This window comes from Ensifer sp. 38_S197 (assembly GCF_056924495.1).
On record NZ_JBXOVZ010000002.1, the window covers coordinates 3,225,275 to 3,239,141 of the forward strand.

General features: G+C 64.4%; 16 protein-coding genes. 6 read left to right on the top strand and 10 right to left on the bottom strand.

Features of this window, described 5'->3' with window-relative positions:
• Nucleotides 1–23: 23 nt before the first annotated feature.
• The 5 genes from dapA to AC1Z3V_RS28730 form a co-directional block, all read right to left on the bottom strand.
• Nucleotides 24–938, bottom strand: a complete 915-nt coding sequence (gene dapA / locus AC1Z3V_RS28710; protein ID WP_483503169.1) for a 4-hydroxy-tetrahydrodipicolinate synthase — start codon at nt 936–938, stop codon at nt 24–26.
• A gap of 343 nt (nt 939–1,281) precedes the next feature.
• A complete protein-coding gene (locus AC1Z3V_RS28715; protein WP_483503171.1) occupies nt 1,282–1,923 on the bottom strand; it encodes an Isoquinoline 1-oxidoreductase subunit in 642 nt (213 codons plus the stop codon).
• Between the two features lie 2 nt (nt 1,924–1,925).
• Nucleotides 1,926–4,079 carry a xanthine dehydrogenase family protein molybdopterin-binding subunit gene (locus AC1Z3V_RS28720; RefSeq protein WP_483503173.1) on the bottom strand — a complete coding sequence of 718 codons (2,154 nt, stop codon included), beginning with the start codon at nt 4,077–4,079 and terminating at the stop codon, nt 1,926–1,928.
• 4 nt (nt 4,080–4,083) lie between these two features.
• Nucleotides 4,084–4,539, bottom strand: coding sequence for a (2Fe-2S)-binding protein (locus tag AC1Z3V_RS28725; RefSeq protein WP_429807126.1), 456 nt, complete (start codon nt 4,537–4,539; stop codon nt 4,084–4,086).
• 310 nt (nt 4,540–4,849) lie between these two features.
• The gene (locus tag AC1Z3V_RS28730) at nt 4,850–5,800 is read right to left on the bottom strand and encodes a hypothetical protein (RefSeq protein ID WP_483503175.1); all 951 of its coding nucleotides are present in this window, start codon (nt 5,798–5,800) and stop codon (nt 4,850–4,852) included.
• A gap of 206 nt (nt 5,801–6,006) precedes the next feature.
• On the opposite strand from AC1Z3V_RS28730, the gene AC1Z3V_RS28735 reads away from it, so the two are divergent.
• Entirely contained in the window at nt 6,007–6,189 is a 183-nt protein-coding gene (locus AC1Z3V_RS28735) for a nickel-binding protein (protein ID WP_483503177.1), read from the top strand.
• A 119-nt stretch (nt 6,190–6,308) separates the two neighbouring features.
• Here AC1Z3V_RS28735 and AC1Z3V_RS28740 read toward each other — a convergent pair whose 3' ends face one another.
• Entirely contained in the window at nt 6,309–6,704 is a 396-nt protein-coding gene (locus tag AC1Z3V_RS28740; protein WP_429807114.1) for an Ohr family peroxiredoxin, read from the bottom strand.
• 156 nt (nt 6,705–6,860) lie between these two features.
• Between AC1Z3V_RS28740 and AC1Z3V_RS28745 the strand changes: the two genes are divergently transcribed.
• Nucleotides 6,861–7,349 carry a MarR family winged helix-turn-helix transcriptional regulator gene (locus AC1Z3V_RS28745; RefSeq protein WP_483503179.1) on the top strand — a complete coding sequence of 163 codons (489 nt, stop codon included), beginning with the start codon at nt 6,861–6,863 and terminating at the stop codon, nt 7,347–7,349.
• 149 nt (nt 7,350–7,498) lie between these two features.
• On the opposite strand, the gene AC1Z3V_RS28750 is transcribed toward AC1Z3V_RS28745, so the two are convergent.
• The 3 genes from AC1Z3V_RS28750 to AC1Z3V_RS28760 form a co-directional block, all read right to left on the bottom strand.
• Complete coding sequence (locus AC1Z3V_RS28750; RefSeq protein ID WP_483503181.1) at nt 7,499–8,527, bottom strand: DUF3095 family protein; 1,029 nt, start codon at nt 8,525–8,527, stop codon at nt 7,499–7,501.
• A 236-nt stretch (nt 8,528–8,763) separates the two neighbouring features.
• Nucleotides 8,764–9,246, bottom strand: coding sequence for a transcription elongation factor GreA (gene greA, locus AC1Z3V_RS28755; protein WP_483503183.1), 483 nt, complete (start codon nt 9,244–9,246; stop codon nt 8,764–8,766).
• Nucleotides 9,247–9,389: 143 nt separating this feature from the next.
• On the bottom strand, nt 9,390–9,764 hold the full coding sequence (locus AC1Z3V_RS28760) for a DUF7674 family protein (protein WP_483503185.1): 375 nt from the start codon (nt 9,762–9,764) through the stop codon (nt 9,390–9,392).
• 285 nt (nt 9,765–10,049) lie between these two features.
• Here AC1Z3V_RS28760 and AC1Z3V_RS28765 point away from each other — a divergent pair, with 285 nt between their 5' ends.
• From AC1Z3V_RS28765 to AC1Z3V_RS28775, 3 genes are all read left to right on the top strand, one after another.
• Nucleotides 10,050–10,703 (top strand): glutathione S-transferase family protein, encoded by a 654-nt coding sequence (locus tag AC1Z3V_RS28765; RefSeq protein WP_483503187.1) that lies wholly within the window; start codon nt 10,050–10,052, stop codon nt 10,701–10,703.
• Between the two features lie 263 nt (nt 10,704–10,966).
• Nucleotides 10,967–11,227, top strand: coding sequence for a hypothetical protein (locus AC1Z3V_RS28770; RefSeq protein ID WP_483503189.1), 261 nt, complete (start codon nt 10,967–10,969; stop codon nt 11,225–11,227).
• 63 nt (nt 11,228–11,290) lie between these two features.
• Complete coding sequence (locus AC1Z3V_RS28775) at nt 11,291–11,824, top strand: putative immunity protein (protein ID WP_483503191.1); 534 nt, start codon at nt 11,291–11,293, stop codon at nt 11,822–11,824.
• Between the two features lie 24 nt (nt 11,825–11,848).
• Here the strand turns inward: AC1Z3V_RS28775 and gcvA are convergent, their stop codons facing one another.
• Nucleotides 11,849–12,757, bottom strand: a complete 909-nt coding sequence (gene gcvA, locus AC1Z3V_RS28780; RefSeq protein ID WP_483503193.1) for a transcriptional regulator GcvA — start codon at nt 12,755–12,757, stop codon at nt 11,849–11,851.
• A 125-nt stretch (nt 12,758–12,882) separates the two neighbouring features.
• Between gcvA and AC1Z3V_RS28785 the strand changes: the two genes are divergently transcribed.
• Nucleotides 12,883–13,590: an SDR family oxidoreductase gene (locus tag AC1Z3V_RS28785; RefSeq protein ID WP_483503195.1), complete on the top strand. Its 708-nt coding sequence runs from the start codon at nt 12,883–12,885 to the stop codon at nt 13,588–13,590.
• The last annotated feature ends 277 nt before the right edge of the window (nt 13,591–13,867 follow it).

Sequence of the window (13,867 nt, forward strand, 5' to 3'; positions counted from 1 at the left end):
CCCCCTCGCGCCCGATGGCGTGGCTACCCCTGCCGCTGCGCCGCCATCGCCTGGTCGATCCGTGCTGCCAGCCCGTCGCTCACCGGCACCATCGGCAGGCGCATTTCCGGGCTGTCGATCAGCCCTGAACGCCAGAGCCAGTGCTTGATCGGCCCCGGGCTCGGCTCGGCAAACAGCAGCCGCGGCAGATCGGCAAGACGCTGCCAGTCGGAAAGCGCGTCGGCCTGATCGCCGGCTATCAGCCTGTTGCGAACAGCGGCGAAGGCTGCCGTCTGCACATGGGCGGAAGCCGTGATCCCGCCTTCCGCCCCTTGCGTCAGCGCCGTGTAGAACAGCGGATCTTCGCCGGTCAGCACCGCGAAATCCCGGGGCTTGTGGCGCAGCAGATCGAAGGATTGCGTCGCATCCGCCGAACAATCCTTGACGCCGACGATGTTTTCCCGTTCCGCCAGTTGCAGCATCGTCTCGTTGCCGAGGTTCACGCCGGTCCGGTACGGAATGTTGTAGATCAGGATCGGCCGGCCGGTGGCGTCGGCAAGCGCCGAGAAATGGGCGAATAGCCCGCGCTGCGACGGCCGCGTATAATAGGGGCAGGCAATCAGATAGCCCGCGACATCCCACGCCTCGGTCCGCGCAAGCGCCTTCACCGTCTTCAGCGTATCGCTGCCGGAAAGGCCGAAATAGACCGGAATGCGCCGGCCCGCCGCAGACAGCGCCTCATGGGTGACCGCAACCAGCCGCTCGCATTCCGCCTCGTCGAGCGCCATGCCCTCGCCGGTGGTCGCACCGAGAATGAAGCCGTCGATCGGCTCGCCGGCATAGTGCTTTACGAGCCGGCGCAGCGAACCTTCGTCGAGTTCGCCGTCGCGAAAGGGCGTGATCAGCGGCAGCCAGAGACCACCAAGCGCCGACGGCCATGTTGAACCTGTGGTTTCCATGAATTCCATCTCCTTCAAAGGACCGGAGACGGAGCGCAAGCAAAAACCCCGTCCGAACCGGCGGGGTCGATCTGATCCTTGTGCTTGCTATGCTCTGCGCGCAACGACCGAAAGCCCCGGGCACGGGGCTTTTTTCGAGGTCGTCAGTTTGGCGAGGCGGCAGGTCATGGCGCGAAGGTCGAACAGTCCCGGACCTTTGTCAAGCCGCGACGGGAGGCATCGACCGACAGGCGACAGCATCCATCAGGCCGGAGCTTGCCGCACGCCGCGAAACGGCTCAGCGATCTCAGACGCCGCTCACTCCGGACATGAGCTGCGGCTCAGTCCGGACATGAGCTGCCGCTCAGTCCGGGCACTCCGCACCCGTATCCACCCAGGCGGCGATCAGCGCGGCCAACTCCGGCTGAGACCCGGGCGGCGGGCTGCGGCCCTCGCCCGGGTGCCAGGCCCAGCCGACCAAGTGGTCCTCGCCCATGTGCTTGATGAGATCGGCATGGGAGCGGTTGCCGTTGCGTTCCGTGTCCTTCACCTGCCGACAGATTTCGCCGACGGTGAGGCCCTGCCAGGCCATGCTTTCGGGCGCCAGTTGCCAATGGGCGTTGCCGGGAATGGATTTAAGACGGCTGCCGACGATCCCGCGGTTCTCCGCACCATGACAGGTGCTGCAGGCAAGGCCGGCCGGCCCCATCGAACTGTCGGCCGCGATCATCAGCGGCACATGCGGATGCATGTCCTCGCCCTGGGTCGGGCTCCGCGTCGCCGGATGGCAGTTGATGCAGCGCGGATGCGTCAGCACGCGGCTTGCTTCAGCAAAGATCGCCTTCGAGCGCTCCTTGGCATCGGCGATCGACGAGAATTCGGAGGCCGCCTTCAGCGGGCCGCCACCGGATGTTTCGGCATAACCGGTGATTGGCGCAAGGGCGGCAACGAGACCGGCCGCAGCGAGAGCGGCGGCAAGCGATAGGGCGAGCGTTCGCTTGGTCACGGTCACACCCTCCTGAGATCGGTCTGGCCGATCGGCAAAGTCCTGAGCCGCTTGCCGGTCGCGGCATGGATCGCATTGATGAGCGCCGGCGCCACACCCGGCGTCCCCAGCTCGCCGATGCCGCCGGGCGCCTCGGTGCTCGGCACGATGTGCACCTCGATCGGCGGCGTCTCATGAATGCGCAGGACGGGCGAATCGTCGAAATTGCCCTCGACCACGGCGCCGTTTTCGACGGTGATGCGGCCGTAGAGCGCGGCGCTCAGGCCATAGACGACACCGCTCTGGATCTGTGCCTCCACCGTGTCCGGATTGATCACCTGGCCGCAATCGATCGCGCAGACGATCCGCTCCGTCCGGAACCGGCCGTCCTCGCCGATGCTGACCTCGGCGATCATCGCGGCGAAGCTGCCGAAGTCCTCCGTGAGCGCGATGCCCCTTCCCTTGCCTTCGGGAAGCGCCGTCGACCAGGAGGCCTTTTCGGCGACGAGGTTCAGCGCGGCAAGAAGCCGTGGCTTGTGCTGCAGCAGCCGCCTTCGATAGTCGAGCGGATCGATGCCTGCGGCGTTGGCCAGTTCATCGATGGCGCCTTCGATCGGCGGGATGTTGCGCGTCGCCCCGACGCCGCGCCAGTTGCCCGTCAGCATGCCGTCCGGCGCCTCGTGGCGGGCGAAGTCCGTGTACCGGTTGGGGATCTGATAGGGCGATTCTGCCCCGGCCATCTGGTCGAGGTCGATGCCGTCCTTGGTAAAGGCCGGCATCCAGCGCGCCATGACAGAGGGCCCGATGACCCGGTGACGCCAGGAAACCGGCAGGCCGTCGGGACCGAGCGTCGCCGTGACCTTGCTGTAGTTGAGGTAGCGATAGCAGTCGTGGCGGATGTCTTCCTCGCGGCTCCAGGTCACCTTCACCGGGCCGTTGACCTCTTTGGCGATCTTCGTCGCCAGGATCACGCCGTCGACATCGAGCCGCCGGCCGAAGCCGCCGCCGAGCAGATGGTTGTGGACGACGACCTTTTCGACCGGCAGGCCGGTGACCTCGGCGGCCACCTGTCTCGTCCGCCCCATGATCTGGGTTCCCACCCAGACCTCGCAACTATCGGGGCGAACATGCACCGTACAGTTCATCGGCTCCATGGCGGAATGGGTGAGGATCGGCATGCGGTAGATGAATTCATGCACCGGCCCGTGCTCGGCCTCGGCCTTCGCCACGTCGCCCTCATGGATGTGCCGCAAGGCCTCACCGTCGATCGCCGCGTCCATCCGGCGCTCGAGTTCCGCCTGCGAGACCGTGGCGCTTGGCCCCGGATCCCATTCGATCGAAAGCGCCGCAAGCCCTTTTCGCGCCGCACCGGTGTTGTTGGCGACGACCGCGACGGCCTCGTCGATGCGTACGACCTGGCTGACACCCTTGACCGCCATCGCCGGAGCCTCGTCGACCGCGCGGAGCTTGCCGTTGAAATGCGGACAGATCGCGATCGCCGCATAGGACACACCCTCCGGCCGGGCGTCGATGCCGAACTTCGCGGTGCCGTTGACCTTTTCCGGACTGTCGAGGCGGTGCGCCGGCTTTCCGATCACCCGGTAGCTCGATGCCGGTTTCAGCGGCACCTCCTGCGGCACGGCCTGCGATGCCGCCGCCGCAATCAGGCTGCCATAGGCGGCCCGCCGGCTGCCTCCGGTCTCGACCACATGGCCGGCCTCTGCCTTGCAGGCGTCGGGCGAAATGCCCCAGTCGGCGGCCGCGGCACTCACCAGCATGATGCGGGCGGCGGCACCGGCCTTGCGCATCTGCTCGTAGACGCCGCGAATGGCGAACGAGCCGCCGGTGATCTGGTCGCCAAGCAGCGGATTGGCATAGTGCTTGGGATCGGCGGGCGCATGCTCCAGCACCACCTGGTCGAGGCCGACCTCCAGCTCTTCGGCGAGCATCATGGCGACCGCGGTATAGATGCCCTGCCCCATTTCCACCGACGGCATGATGAAGGCGATCTTGCCTTCCGGCGGGATGCGGATGAAGGCGTTCGGCGCGAAGGATTCCGTGGCTGCGGCCGACGGCTGCGGCCTGAGGCCGATCACCAGTCCGGCCCCCGTCAAGGATGCGCCGATCAGAAGCTGGCGGCGCGATAAGGCAAGGTTGGCCCTGTCGAAGATGGACATCTCATCACCCCTGTGCTGCCAGCTTGATGGCGGCGCGAATGCGCGGATAGGTGCCGCATCGACAGATGTTCCCGGCCATGACCGCATCGATGTCGTCGTCGCTGGGCTTCGGATTGGCGGCGAGCAGCGCGGTCGCGGACATGATCTGCCCGGACTGACAGTAGCCGCACTGGACCACGTCGATATCGAGCCAGGCCTGCTGCACCCGCTTGCCCTCGGGCGTGTCGCCGATGGCTTCGATCGTGGTGATCTGTTTTGCGGCGGCGTCGGCAACCGGCGTCACGCAGGAACGCACCGCCTGGCCGTCCACATGCACCGTGCAGGCGCCGCACATGGCGATGCCGCAGCCGAACTTGGTTCCGGTAAGGCCTATCGTGTCGCGCAGGACCCAAAGCAGCGGGATATCGCCGTCCACATCGACGGCATAGTTCTTTCCATTGACCGTGAGATTGTAAGGCATGTGTCCACCGGCCGGAGCCGTCCCCTGTACATGCGAAGGCGCGAAAATACCAGCAAGGGTGGCGATCGGCCAAATTACATTCTTGTGAGGTCGAGGTGGAATAATTGCTGGATGCCGGCGGCCCCTGGCGTGGCATTTCCCCTGCCCGTTCGCCTATAGCGCCGCGTGTGAGCCGTCATCCGGCTTCGTCCGGAAACGCCAATGGGGGGACGACAGCCGCGAGCCCGGTGCGTCCAACACTTGGCTTCACAAGAACTTAGCATGCTCTCATTCGATCGTGTCGCTGACCTGGAGAGAATGATCGGCGTGCCTACGCGTCCGGGCGGTGACGGCTCGGGTCGGAGCGCTGCTCCAGCCACATCGCATGTTCAAACAGAGACGTCTCGTCAGACATTCCCTTTCGGAATTGATCCGTCAGAGAGCGGGCCAATCGATCAGCCCGCTTCCCGAAGCGCGGAATGTCGCACCAGATGCACACGCGGTCGAAAGTGCGCTGGAGCATTTCGAGATCGTCGGGACCAATCTCGCTATCTGAAGCGCCTGCGATCTGCCGCATCGAAACCTCAGGGCTTCCGGCGTCGACGATGTCAGCATTTTCGGTTGAAACAGATCGCAGGTCGAGACCGATGGTGTACTTTAATGCTCCGCTCTCGCGAATACCCGTTTGGTAGCAACTGATAAGGCGGGCTGCGATCGCTTCGGCCGCCTCACAATCGCGCGGCAGCCCGCGTTCGCTCAGGATTTCGCTAAAAATCCGCGCGATCTCATTCATTTCGTGAGGAAGAAGTGCCTTGGGATTGGCCGTGGAATTCATCGCTCGACCTCCTGAACTGGGGCGAAAGCGCGAATTATCTTCCAGCCGATGGGGCCCGTAGAACTGCCCAACGATACGACCAATATGGGCCGATCTGGCAATAAGGCAACCGACCTCGCGGGGAACTTTGATGGGCGACCGCCGTTTCTCTCCTGTCTTGGTTGTCGCGCGCCTCTTGCCGTGCCGCGTAACAACTGACGGGGGTGAAATGATGTCTTGAGAGGTGACCGCATGGTTGACCTTGAGATCATTGAAAAGCATCTGGCCCTGAACGAAAGGCACGTCGAAGAGGCCGCGCGGCACGTATCTAACCAACGCCGCATTATCGACCACCTTCAGGAAATCGGGTGCAGCACGGGGATCGCCAGTAAATTGCTGGCGACCTTTGAAGCCAACTTTTCCATTCACAAGGAAGAGCGTGATCGGCTCCTGCTGGAAAAGGAACAAGCATCATCCGGTACCGTCTGCCCCCCGAGCGCCAATTCTCGTCCTCAGCGGTGATTCCGCTCTCACAAGCGCTTTTGCGGGAAGCTGTGTGATCGCAGTCTCGTCCACACGAAATCGGGATTGTCGCGCCGGCGGGATGTTCCGAAGGTGATGTTTGAGATCGCAGCATCGCCCCCGCCAGCCGTGCGGAAACCGTTACCGCAGAGATGGCGCAACAGGGCAAGCCCATCCGCTACCGTCGCTCGCCATTCGTTCCCTCGGAGGAGAAGTCTTTTTGCCTTCTCGATGCCCCGTCCGCCGAGCGCGTGAGGGAAGCAACCGAATTGGCCCGACTTCCGATGCAGCGCATTGTCGAAGTTGCTCGCATCGCCGCCGACGATCTGGCGTGAAATCGTCAGCGACACCCGTCCGATATCGCCGAACACCTGAAGGTATCGGGATGCGCCGCGGCTGGTGGTCCAGGTCCGGCACATCCCGATGATAATCAAGGAGAATTTTTCAGGCGATCTCAGACAAGATTGGTCTCGACGTCGATATTGCCGCGCGTCGCCTTGGAGTAAGGACAGATCTCGTGGGCGGCATGGATGATTTCGTGGGCGACGTCGCGGTCGAGGCCTTCCAGGCGAACGTTCATCCGGGCGCGCAGGAAGTAGGAACCGTCGTTGACGTTCAGGTCGATCTCGGTATCGACCTCGGGGCCGGCCGGAAGCTTGACCTTGCGCTGCAGCGCAGCCAGCTCGATCGCGCCGATGTAACAGGCGGACCAGGCGGCGCCGAACAGGTTTTCCGCAGCCGGATGCGGCTGCGACAGCTTCAGTTCCAGCGTGCCGTCGCGGCTCACGGTGCCGCCGTTGCGGCCGCCGGTATTGTGGGTCGTGCCGGTGAAAAGGAGCTTCTCGGTCATGTCATTTTCCTCTCTGTTCGCTTTTAATCGCATCCGCTTCAATCGGATGCGATGTATATAGATGAAGCCGGACGCGGCGTCAACACCATTGCGATTTAATCGGATGCGATTTATATTAAGTGCAGATACGGAAAGAGAAAAAAGAAGGACACCCCCATGCCTACGTCCAAGACAGCGAAAGCCCCTGAGACCACGCCGGCAAAGGGCGGCAAGAAGCTCTCCAACTTCCTGTGCTTTGCGATCTATTCGGCAAACCTCGCCTTCGGCCGCGCCTACAAGCCCCTGCTCGACAAGCTGGGCTTGACCTATACGCAATACGTGACCCTGGTGGCCCTCTCGGAAGAGGACGAGCAGACGGTCAGCATGCTCGGCGAAAAGCTCTTCCTGGAATCGAACACGCTGACGCCGATCCTCAAGAAGCTTGAGGCGGAGGGTTACCTGCAGCGCCGGCGCGATCCCGCCGACGAGCGGCAGGTGCGCCTCACGCTCACGCCGGCCGGCCGCGAACTGGTGGATGCGGAACCGGGTTCGGCGCTCATCGAGGCCACCGGGCTCGGAGACGACTTCGCGGTCCTCCAGCAGTCGGTTTCAAAATTGCGCGACAGCCTTCTGCGTTCGACGCAGCCGGAATCGCGGAAGGCATAGACGCGGGCGAGATGGCAATGATGGACACGTGGGGCGTCGATGGCCGCCCCTTTTCGGCTCCGGCGAATGCCGTTTCGCCGGGCGCCCTCACCTGAGACGTAAGTGTCGCTCGGCAGCAGGCACTGCCGCCGTTCTTTGAGAGGCTGCCGTTATGCGGCTGCGGCCAAGGTAGCCGCCATCATCTCCGCCGCCTTGGCATAGCCGCCATCCACGCCGTCGAGAAAGTGCAGATGCGCATCCGGCCGGGCCGATGGCACCAGGCAGGTCATCAGCGCGTGCGATTGCCGGTGCAGCCCGAAGATGACCTCGCCACGCGCCCGCGCCGCAACGAGGATCGCTTCCACCCGATCGATCTGTTCGGCCGCGCAATCCACCGTCAGGCGCAGGCCATCGTCATATTTGCGAAAGTCGGAATTGGCGGCAACGCCTGCCCAGCGCTCGGGTGCAATCGGCACGCGCTCGTCTTTCGGCACGCCCATTTCGCCCGGCAGGGGATGCGACTGCCGCGGCCCTTCGTCGAAAACAGCGATCACGTCTCTCGCCAGCGCCGCGAAGCGTTCGGGCGTCACGCGGTCGGTGGGCTCGACCAGCAGCGAGAGAATCTGGCCCTGCCGGCTCGGAAACGGCCGCCACTCGCAGGCAAGCCCCGTGAGATCGGGTTCGCCGCCATCCATGTCCGGCGCCAGTCGATAGTGCCCCTTCTTGAGCTGCCGTTCCGCCCATTTGAGCCCGCCACCGGCAAACATCGCATAAGTGGCGTCTTGCGAAGCAGCATAGCGGGCGATCCGCACGTCCTGCCCGTTGGCGCGGATCTCCTGAACCGTCAGCAGACCGATACGAAGGTCGAGGCCGAACCGATCCTTCACGAAGGCCGCGACCTGCCGCAGTGCCGTGGCCGCAGTCACCGCGCCCTCCGGCGGCAGGGCAAAGGCCGCGCCATCGCCGCGAAAGACGAAGGGGAAATCGAAATTGCCCCGGGCGTTGCCGATGGCGGCAATGGCCGATGCGCCGGTGTAGTTGACGTCCTCGTAGCGCCCGGACCGGATCGCCCCGGTCGAATTCACCACATCGGTGATCCCGATCACCCAGTCGCCGGGCAGCGGCTCGTAGACCTCGGGATCGAGCACGCACGAAAACTCGCGATAAGTCTGAGCGTGTCGGGCGTCGCCATCATGCATGCGCTTTTCCTCGTCGACGGGGCCCGGCGCGGCCGATGTCGTCCACCCGCCAACCTATGCCACCGCATTAAATCGGATGCGATATAAATGCCGATGCGCGTCAATGTCAATAGGAAGCAATTTAATCGCATGCGATCATATTAGGTCGACGCATCTCCTGAGTGATGGCCCGACCATCTGGAATGACGCAGCCAGGGCGTAAACCACCCTCGCCCTCATCTCTTCCGGGAATGGCTTTACGCGATCGCGACGATCTCGAGTTCCTGGTCGCCGACGCTCATGACGTCGCCCACCGCCTTGCCCATGAGGATGCGCGCCACCGGCGAGACATAGGAGATCGATCCCGCCTTGGGGTCCGCCTCGTCCTCGCCGACGATGCGATACGTCTGCACCCGGCCATCATCGCGGCTGAAGGTGACCGTGCTGCCGAAGGCGACGATCTCGGCCGAGATCGGCTCCGGCATGAGCTGGGCGGTGCGCAGCCGCTCGTTCAGATAGCGCAGATCGCGCAAGGGCCCCGCCTGCTGGCGGCGTTTCTCGTTGACGTCCTCGACCGCCGCCGCCGCCTCGTAGGCCACGCGGGCCGCGTGAAGCTGCGCCTCCAGCGCCTTCAGCCCGGCTTCCGTCACCAGGTTCGGATGCGGCGAAATCGGGCGATCCGGCAACAGGGTTTCCGCGGCGGTTTCGGCACTTTCTTCCTTGGTGAAGGCAACGCTCAATCCTGAGAACTCCGTCTGACTGCAATCGGCTTTCGGCGCCGCGTCCAATACCGGTCCATCGCCGGCCGATCAACTCTATCGCATTTTCGCTCAGCCAGTGTGAGAAGAACGGCGCTGGCGGTCCCTCCGCTCACCAGAGGCGCTCAAGCGGTCGGTTTTCCATCAGCCCAGAATTCGCGAACCCGGATCCACCAGACAAGAGTTTCCGGCCCAAGCCATGGGACAAAATCGTCGGGGCTGGTCCCGCGATGAAGGTTTCCATTCTGTAAGTCCTCGAGAAGCCCTACCGTTGCCGCCTCTTTGACATAGGTGTCGCCGCTGGTGTGCCAGCGTTCGACCACTTCGAAGACCGCCCCGAAACGAAGCGTGTCGCCCGCCTCAAGATTCTCTATGAGGTGACGAGCAAGCTCCGCCAATGCCAGGTAAAGCGGCGGCTCGTCGTCGTCACGGTAGTCGTCCTGGAACGCCACCCATGTTTCGCCAAAGGACGGGTCGGCCCGCAAAAGCGGCTCAAACATGTTCGAGCGCTCGAACTCGAACGAAGGTGCGTCGGTACTATCCTTTGGCATCGAGTCGTTCTGCCCGCATTGAGCGTCTGTTGCAAGCCGAGGTCTGTATCGGAATGGGCTGTCCCCATGCGGCCATAAGCGTGTCTGCGCGCCCGCCGACCCGATATACGATTCCCTTTTAAATTCGAGCGAATCGCCTATAGCGCGAAGACGACGATCTATGCGACAACCCCGAGCATTGAATGAGAGCAGCAGGGATCGAGCCCAGGCTGCCACATGCGGAGGAGAGAATCTTTGGCCGAACCATTTGTTGTCTTTGGAGCGTCAGGCTCGGGCTCCGTTCCGATCGAGGCGGCGCTCAGCCTTCTCGAATTGCCCTATCGCGTCGAGGAATCCGCCCCCTGGGAGGGACAGGAGGCGGCGAACAAGCTCGCTCGCATCAATCCCCTTCGGCAGGTTCCAGCCCTGGCGCTCCCGACGGGCGAATTGATGACCGAAAGTGCGGCGATCCTGATCTTTCTGGCCGATGCCTATCCTGACGCCCGGCTGGCGCCGGCGCTGACCGACGCAAGACGGCCGGCGTTCCTCAGATGGATGATGTTCGTGTCCTCGGCCATCTATGCCCTCTTTTGGATTGCCGACGGCCCGGCGCGCGTCGCCGAGCGGGAGGAGGACCACGCGGCCGTCAGGGCGCGCCTGTTCGACCGCATCGCGCGCTGCTGGGAGCAGATGGGGGCACAGTTGCAGCCCGGCAAATACCTCCTCGGCGAGGACCTGTCGGTGCTTGACCTCTACGTGGCGACCGTGTCGCGCTGGTCGCCCGGCCGGCGCCGCTTCTATGAGGTCGCGCCTGCGCTCGCGGACATCGTCCGCCGCGTCGACGCCGATCCCCGGCTGGCGACGCTGTGGGCCGAGCGCTTTCCGTTTTCGCCGGGCTGGGAGCGTTAAACCTCCAACGCAAGAGGCGTACGACTTCAAGTGATTTCGTCATCGTTGCCAGATGCGGGGTATCGTCAACAGCCGCCGGCAGGCACCGGGAAACCGATGGGACAAGGGATCAAACGGCGGTTGCTGATTGCGCTTTGCGTGCTTCTAACCTTCTATGGCTTGCTGGTATCGATCGGCCACTCGTCTTGATGGCATTGATCCCTTACCTGCCGCCGGGGCTGGGCTGGGCTGGGCTGGGCTGGGCTGTGATGTCGATCTGTCCGATGAAGAGATCAAGGCCCTCGTGGTCGAAGACGTGCAGAGGTTCCTTCGCCCCGGCGAGCACCGATAAGAAGGCCGAAGATGGCCTCTGGACCATCTGGCAGCCGTCCTTCCAGCGGCCGAAGGATGCCGATCCGCACGACAACCTGCACCTCTATCGGGTGGAAGTCAGCTTTGGCGACGCGTCGTTCTCATCGCTTGTCGGCCCTTGCGGCAGCACCGTCATCACGGCGAGAACCACCTGGGAGCCTCCCAATTCGTAAAAACGCGTGCCGCCGCCACGAACCAGACGTTGCCGTCCGCCGCAGCCGCAAGGATCTTCAATCATGCACGATGACATCGCCCTGCCCCTGCTCACCGAAGACGACCTGCGCCACATCACGCGCTGGGCGGTGCTCTCGGCCGAACGCGCGCTCCCGGTCTACGAGGCGGCCGCGCCGGGCGACAACCGCCCGCGTGAGGCGATCGCTGCGGCTGTTGCCTTTGCTGGAGGCGGCGCGCGCACTGCCCATCTGCGCAAGGCCGCGTGGGGCGCTCAACGAGCGGCGCGCGCGGTCAGCGATCCCGCCGCCAAGGCGGCCGCCCGCGCGGCCATCGCCGCCGCCGGTGCGCCCTACACCCACCCGATCGAAACGCCGCATCAGATCAACCACATCCTTGGTCCCGCCGCCTATGCCATCCAGGCGCTCTCGCTCGGCAAGGAACACGAAGCCTTGGCCATCGAAACCGAACTGCGCCGGGCGATCGCCGCCGCATCGGACGAAATCCGGCGCATTATCCGCAAGATGCCGGGGCGCAAGCCCAGCAAGGGCGCCTTTCACGCGCTGCTCTACCGGCTCGATACCGCCCTGCGGGGGTGACGGCCCCGGTGGCGGAACAGGAGATCACGCCAGAGCCCGCTCGCGCCCCTTGCCTGCCTCCTCGCTGATCCAGGCGATGACCGTCTGGAGCGCCGGCGATTTGCGATAGCGCGGCCAGACGAGATAGAAGTCCGAAGGCCCGGACATCGACCCCGCGAAAATGCGGACGAGCCGCCCTTCGGCGATGTCCTGCGCCACGAAATCGCCGTTGGCGAGCACGATCCCCTGGCCGGCGATCGCCGCCTCGATGGCGTGTGAGGTCTGGTTGAAGCTGATGCCCTTGAACGAGGCCTGTCGGCTCTCGCCGAAATGCCGCTCGATGAATTCGGGCCAGAAGTTGTGCGCGTCGTGCAGCAGCGTGTAGCCGGCAAGCTCGTCCGCCGTCTCGGGCACCGCCCGGCCGGCCATCAGCATCGGGCTGCAGACCGCGACGATCTCCTGCTCGAACAGCAGTTCCACCGCCAGTCCCGGCCCGAAGGGCGGCCGCCCGTAACGCACCGCCAGGTCCACGCCATCGGCCTGGAAGTTCGACATGCGGTCGGTCGCGAGAATATGCAGGTCGAGATCCGGGTGGCGCGCGGTGAAATCCGGCAGGCGCGGGATCAGCCATTTGGAGGCGAAGGATGGCGTGGTGCTGATCGTCAGCCGCACCGGCTGCGGCTTCAGCCCATCCGTCGCCCGGGCGATGATCTCGAGCGCGCGCCTGATATCGGCGATATAGCCGCGCCCCTCGCCCGTCAGCGCCAGCATGCGCGGCAGCCGTTCGAAGAGTTTCACCCCGAGTTCGGCTTCCAGCCCGCGGATCTGCTGCGCCACCGCCCCTTGCGTGACGCCAAGCTCCTCGGCCGCCAGCCGAAAGTTCAGATGGCGCGCGGCCACCTCGAACACTTTCAATCCATTCAGCGAAGGGAGCTTTCCGGGTGCGTCAATCATCCGATAGTTTTTCTACTGGCATAGGAAAGCGAAACTGCTTCGTCGTTGCATCCCGGAGATGGTATTTCAAGTGCAATACCAGCACAATCGGCACCAGTCCGGATGCGACGAGAGAGGATAGAACCATGGCAGTAGTAGAAAAAGTGGCAGTTATCACCGCCGGCGGCAGCGGCATGGGCGCCGAAAGCGCAAGGCGCCTCGCCGCCGACGGCTTCAAGGTCGCGATCCTGTCATCCTCCGGCAAGGGCGAGGCGCTCGCCGCCGAGCTCGGCGGCATCGGCGTCACCGGCTCCAACCAGGTAAATGACGATCTGAAGCGCCTCGTGGACGCGGCCATGGAAAAGTGGGGCCGGATCGACGTGCTGGTCAACAGCGCCGGCCACGGTCCGCGCGCCCAGATCCTCGAAATCACGGACGAACAGTGGCACACCGGCCTCGACGTCTACCTGATGAACGTCATCCGCCCGGTCCGCCTCGTCGCGCCGATCATGCAGAAGCAGAAGTCCGGCTCGATCGTCAACATCTCCACCGCCTGGGCCTTCGAACCCTCGCCGATGTTCCCGACCTCCGCCGTCTTCCGCGCCGGCCTTGCCTCCTACACCAAGATCTTCGCCGACACCTACGCCGCCGACAATGTGCGCATGAACAACGTTCTGCCCGGCTGGATCGACAGCCTGCCGGCAACCGAAGAGCGCCGCGACGCCGTGCCGATGAAGCGCTACGGCACCAGCGCCGAAATCGCCGCAACGATCGCCTTCCTCGCCTCCGACGGCGCCGGCTACATCACCGGCCAGAACATTAAGGTGGATGGCGGGCTCACGCGTTCGGTGTGAGGGGCGGCAGCGCCCGCGCACGATCATCGTAGCTCTCCCTGCCCTTGGGCGGGGGGCGTGTCCGCAGGCGTCGAGCCGACGCCCTGTTCGGCGGCCGCCGGCCCCGGCCGCAGCCTGACACCGGCGGCGCCCTCCGAACGGAAGCCGCAGCGCGACTGCGGTCGCCGCGCTTTCGGCAAGGCAATGGCGCGATTGATAACCCGACGCTTATGTGGCGCCCGCTAAATCCCATTTGTCCTCGATAGCAGTAAGAAGGAAACATTCTCCCGTCGCGTCG

What these genes read in the sequence shown, in the direction of transcription:
- gcvA (WP_483503193.1), bottom strand. Translation starts at nt 12,757, where the DNA reads ATGATTGACGCACCCGGAAAGCTCCCTTCGCTGAATGGATTGAAAGTG.
- AC1Z3V_RS28750 (WP_483503181.1), bottom strand. Translation starts at nt 8,527, where the DNA reads ATGCATGATGGCGACGCCCGACACGCTCAGACTTATCGCGAGTTTTCG.
- AC1Z3V_RS28725 (WP_429807126.1), bottom strand. Translation starts at nt 4,539, where the DNA reads ATGCCTTACAATCTCACGGTCAATGGAAAGAACTATGCCGTCGATGTG.
- AC1Z3V_RS28785 (WP_483503195.1), top strand. Translation starts at nt 12,883, where the DNA reads ATGGCAGTAGTAGAAAAAGTGGCAGTTATCACCGCCGGCGGCAGCGGC.
- AC1Z3V_RS28720 (WP_483503173.1), bottom strand. Translation starts at nt 4,079, where the DNA reads ATGTCCATCTTCGACAGGGCCAACCTTGCCTTATCGCGCCGCCAGCTT.
- AC1Z3V_RS28770 (WP_483503189.1), top strand. Translation starts at nt 10,967, where the DNA reads ATGAAGAGATCAAGGCCCTCGTGGTCGAAGACGTGCAGAGGTTCCTTC.
- AC1Z3V_RS28760 (WP_483503185.1), bottom strand. Translation starts at nt 9,764, where the DNA reads ATGTTTGAGCCGCTTTTGCGGGCCGACCCGTCCTTTGGCGAAACATGG.
- AC1Z3V_RS28775 (WP_483503191.1), top strand. Translation starts at nt 11,291, where the DNA reads ATGCACGATGACATCGCCCTGCCCCTGCTCACCGAAGACGACCTGCGC.
- AC1Z3V_RS28735 (WP_483503177.1), top strand. Translation starts at nt 6,007, where the DNA reads ATGGCGCAACAGGGCAAGCCCATCCGCTACCGTCGCTCGCCATTCGTT.
- AC1Z3V_RS28740 (WP_429807114.1), bottom strand. Translation starts at nt 6,704, where the DNA reads ATGACCGAGAAGCTCCTTTTCACCGGCACGACCCACAATACCGGCGGC.
- dapA (WP_483503169.1), bottom strand. Translation starts at nt 938, where the DNA reads ATGGAAACCACAGGTTCAACATGGCCGTCGGCGCTTGGTGGTCTCTGG.
- AC1Z3V_RS28745 (WP_483503179.1), top strand. Translation starts at nt 6,861, where the DNA reads ATGCCTACGTCCAAGACAGCGAAAGCCCCTGAGACCACGCCGGCAAAG.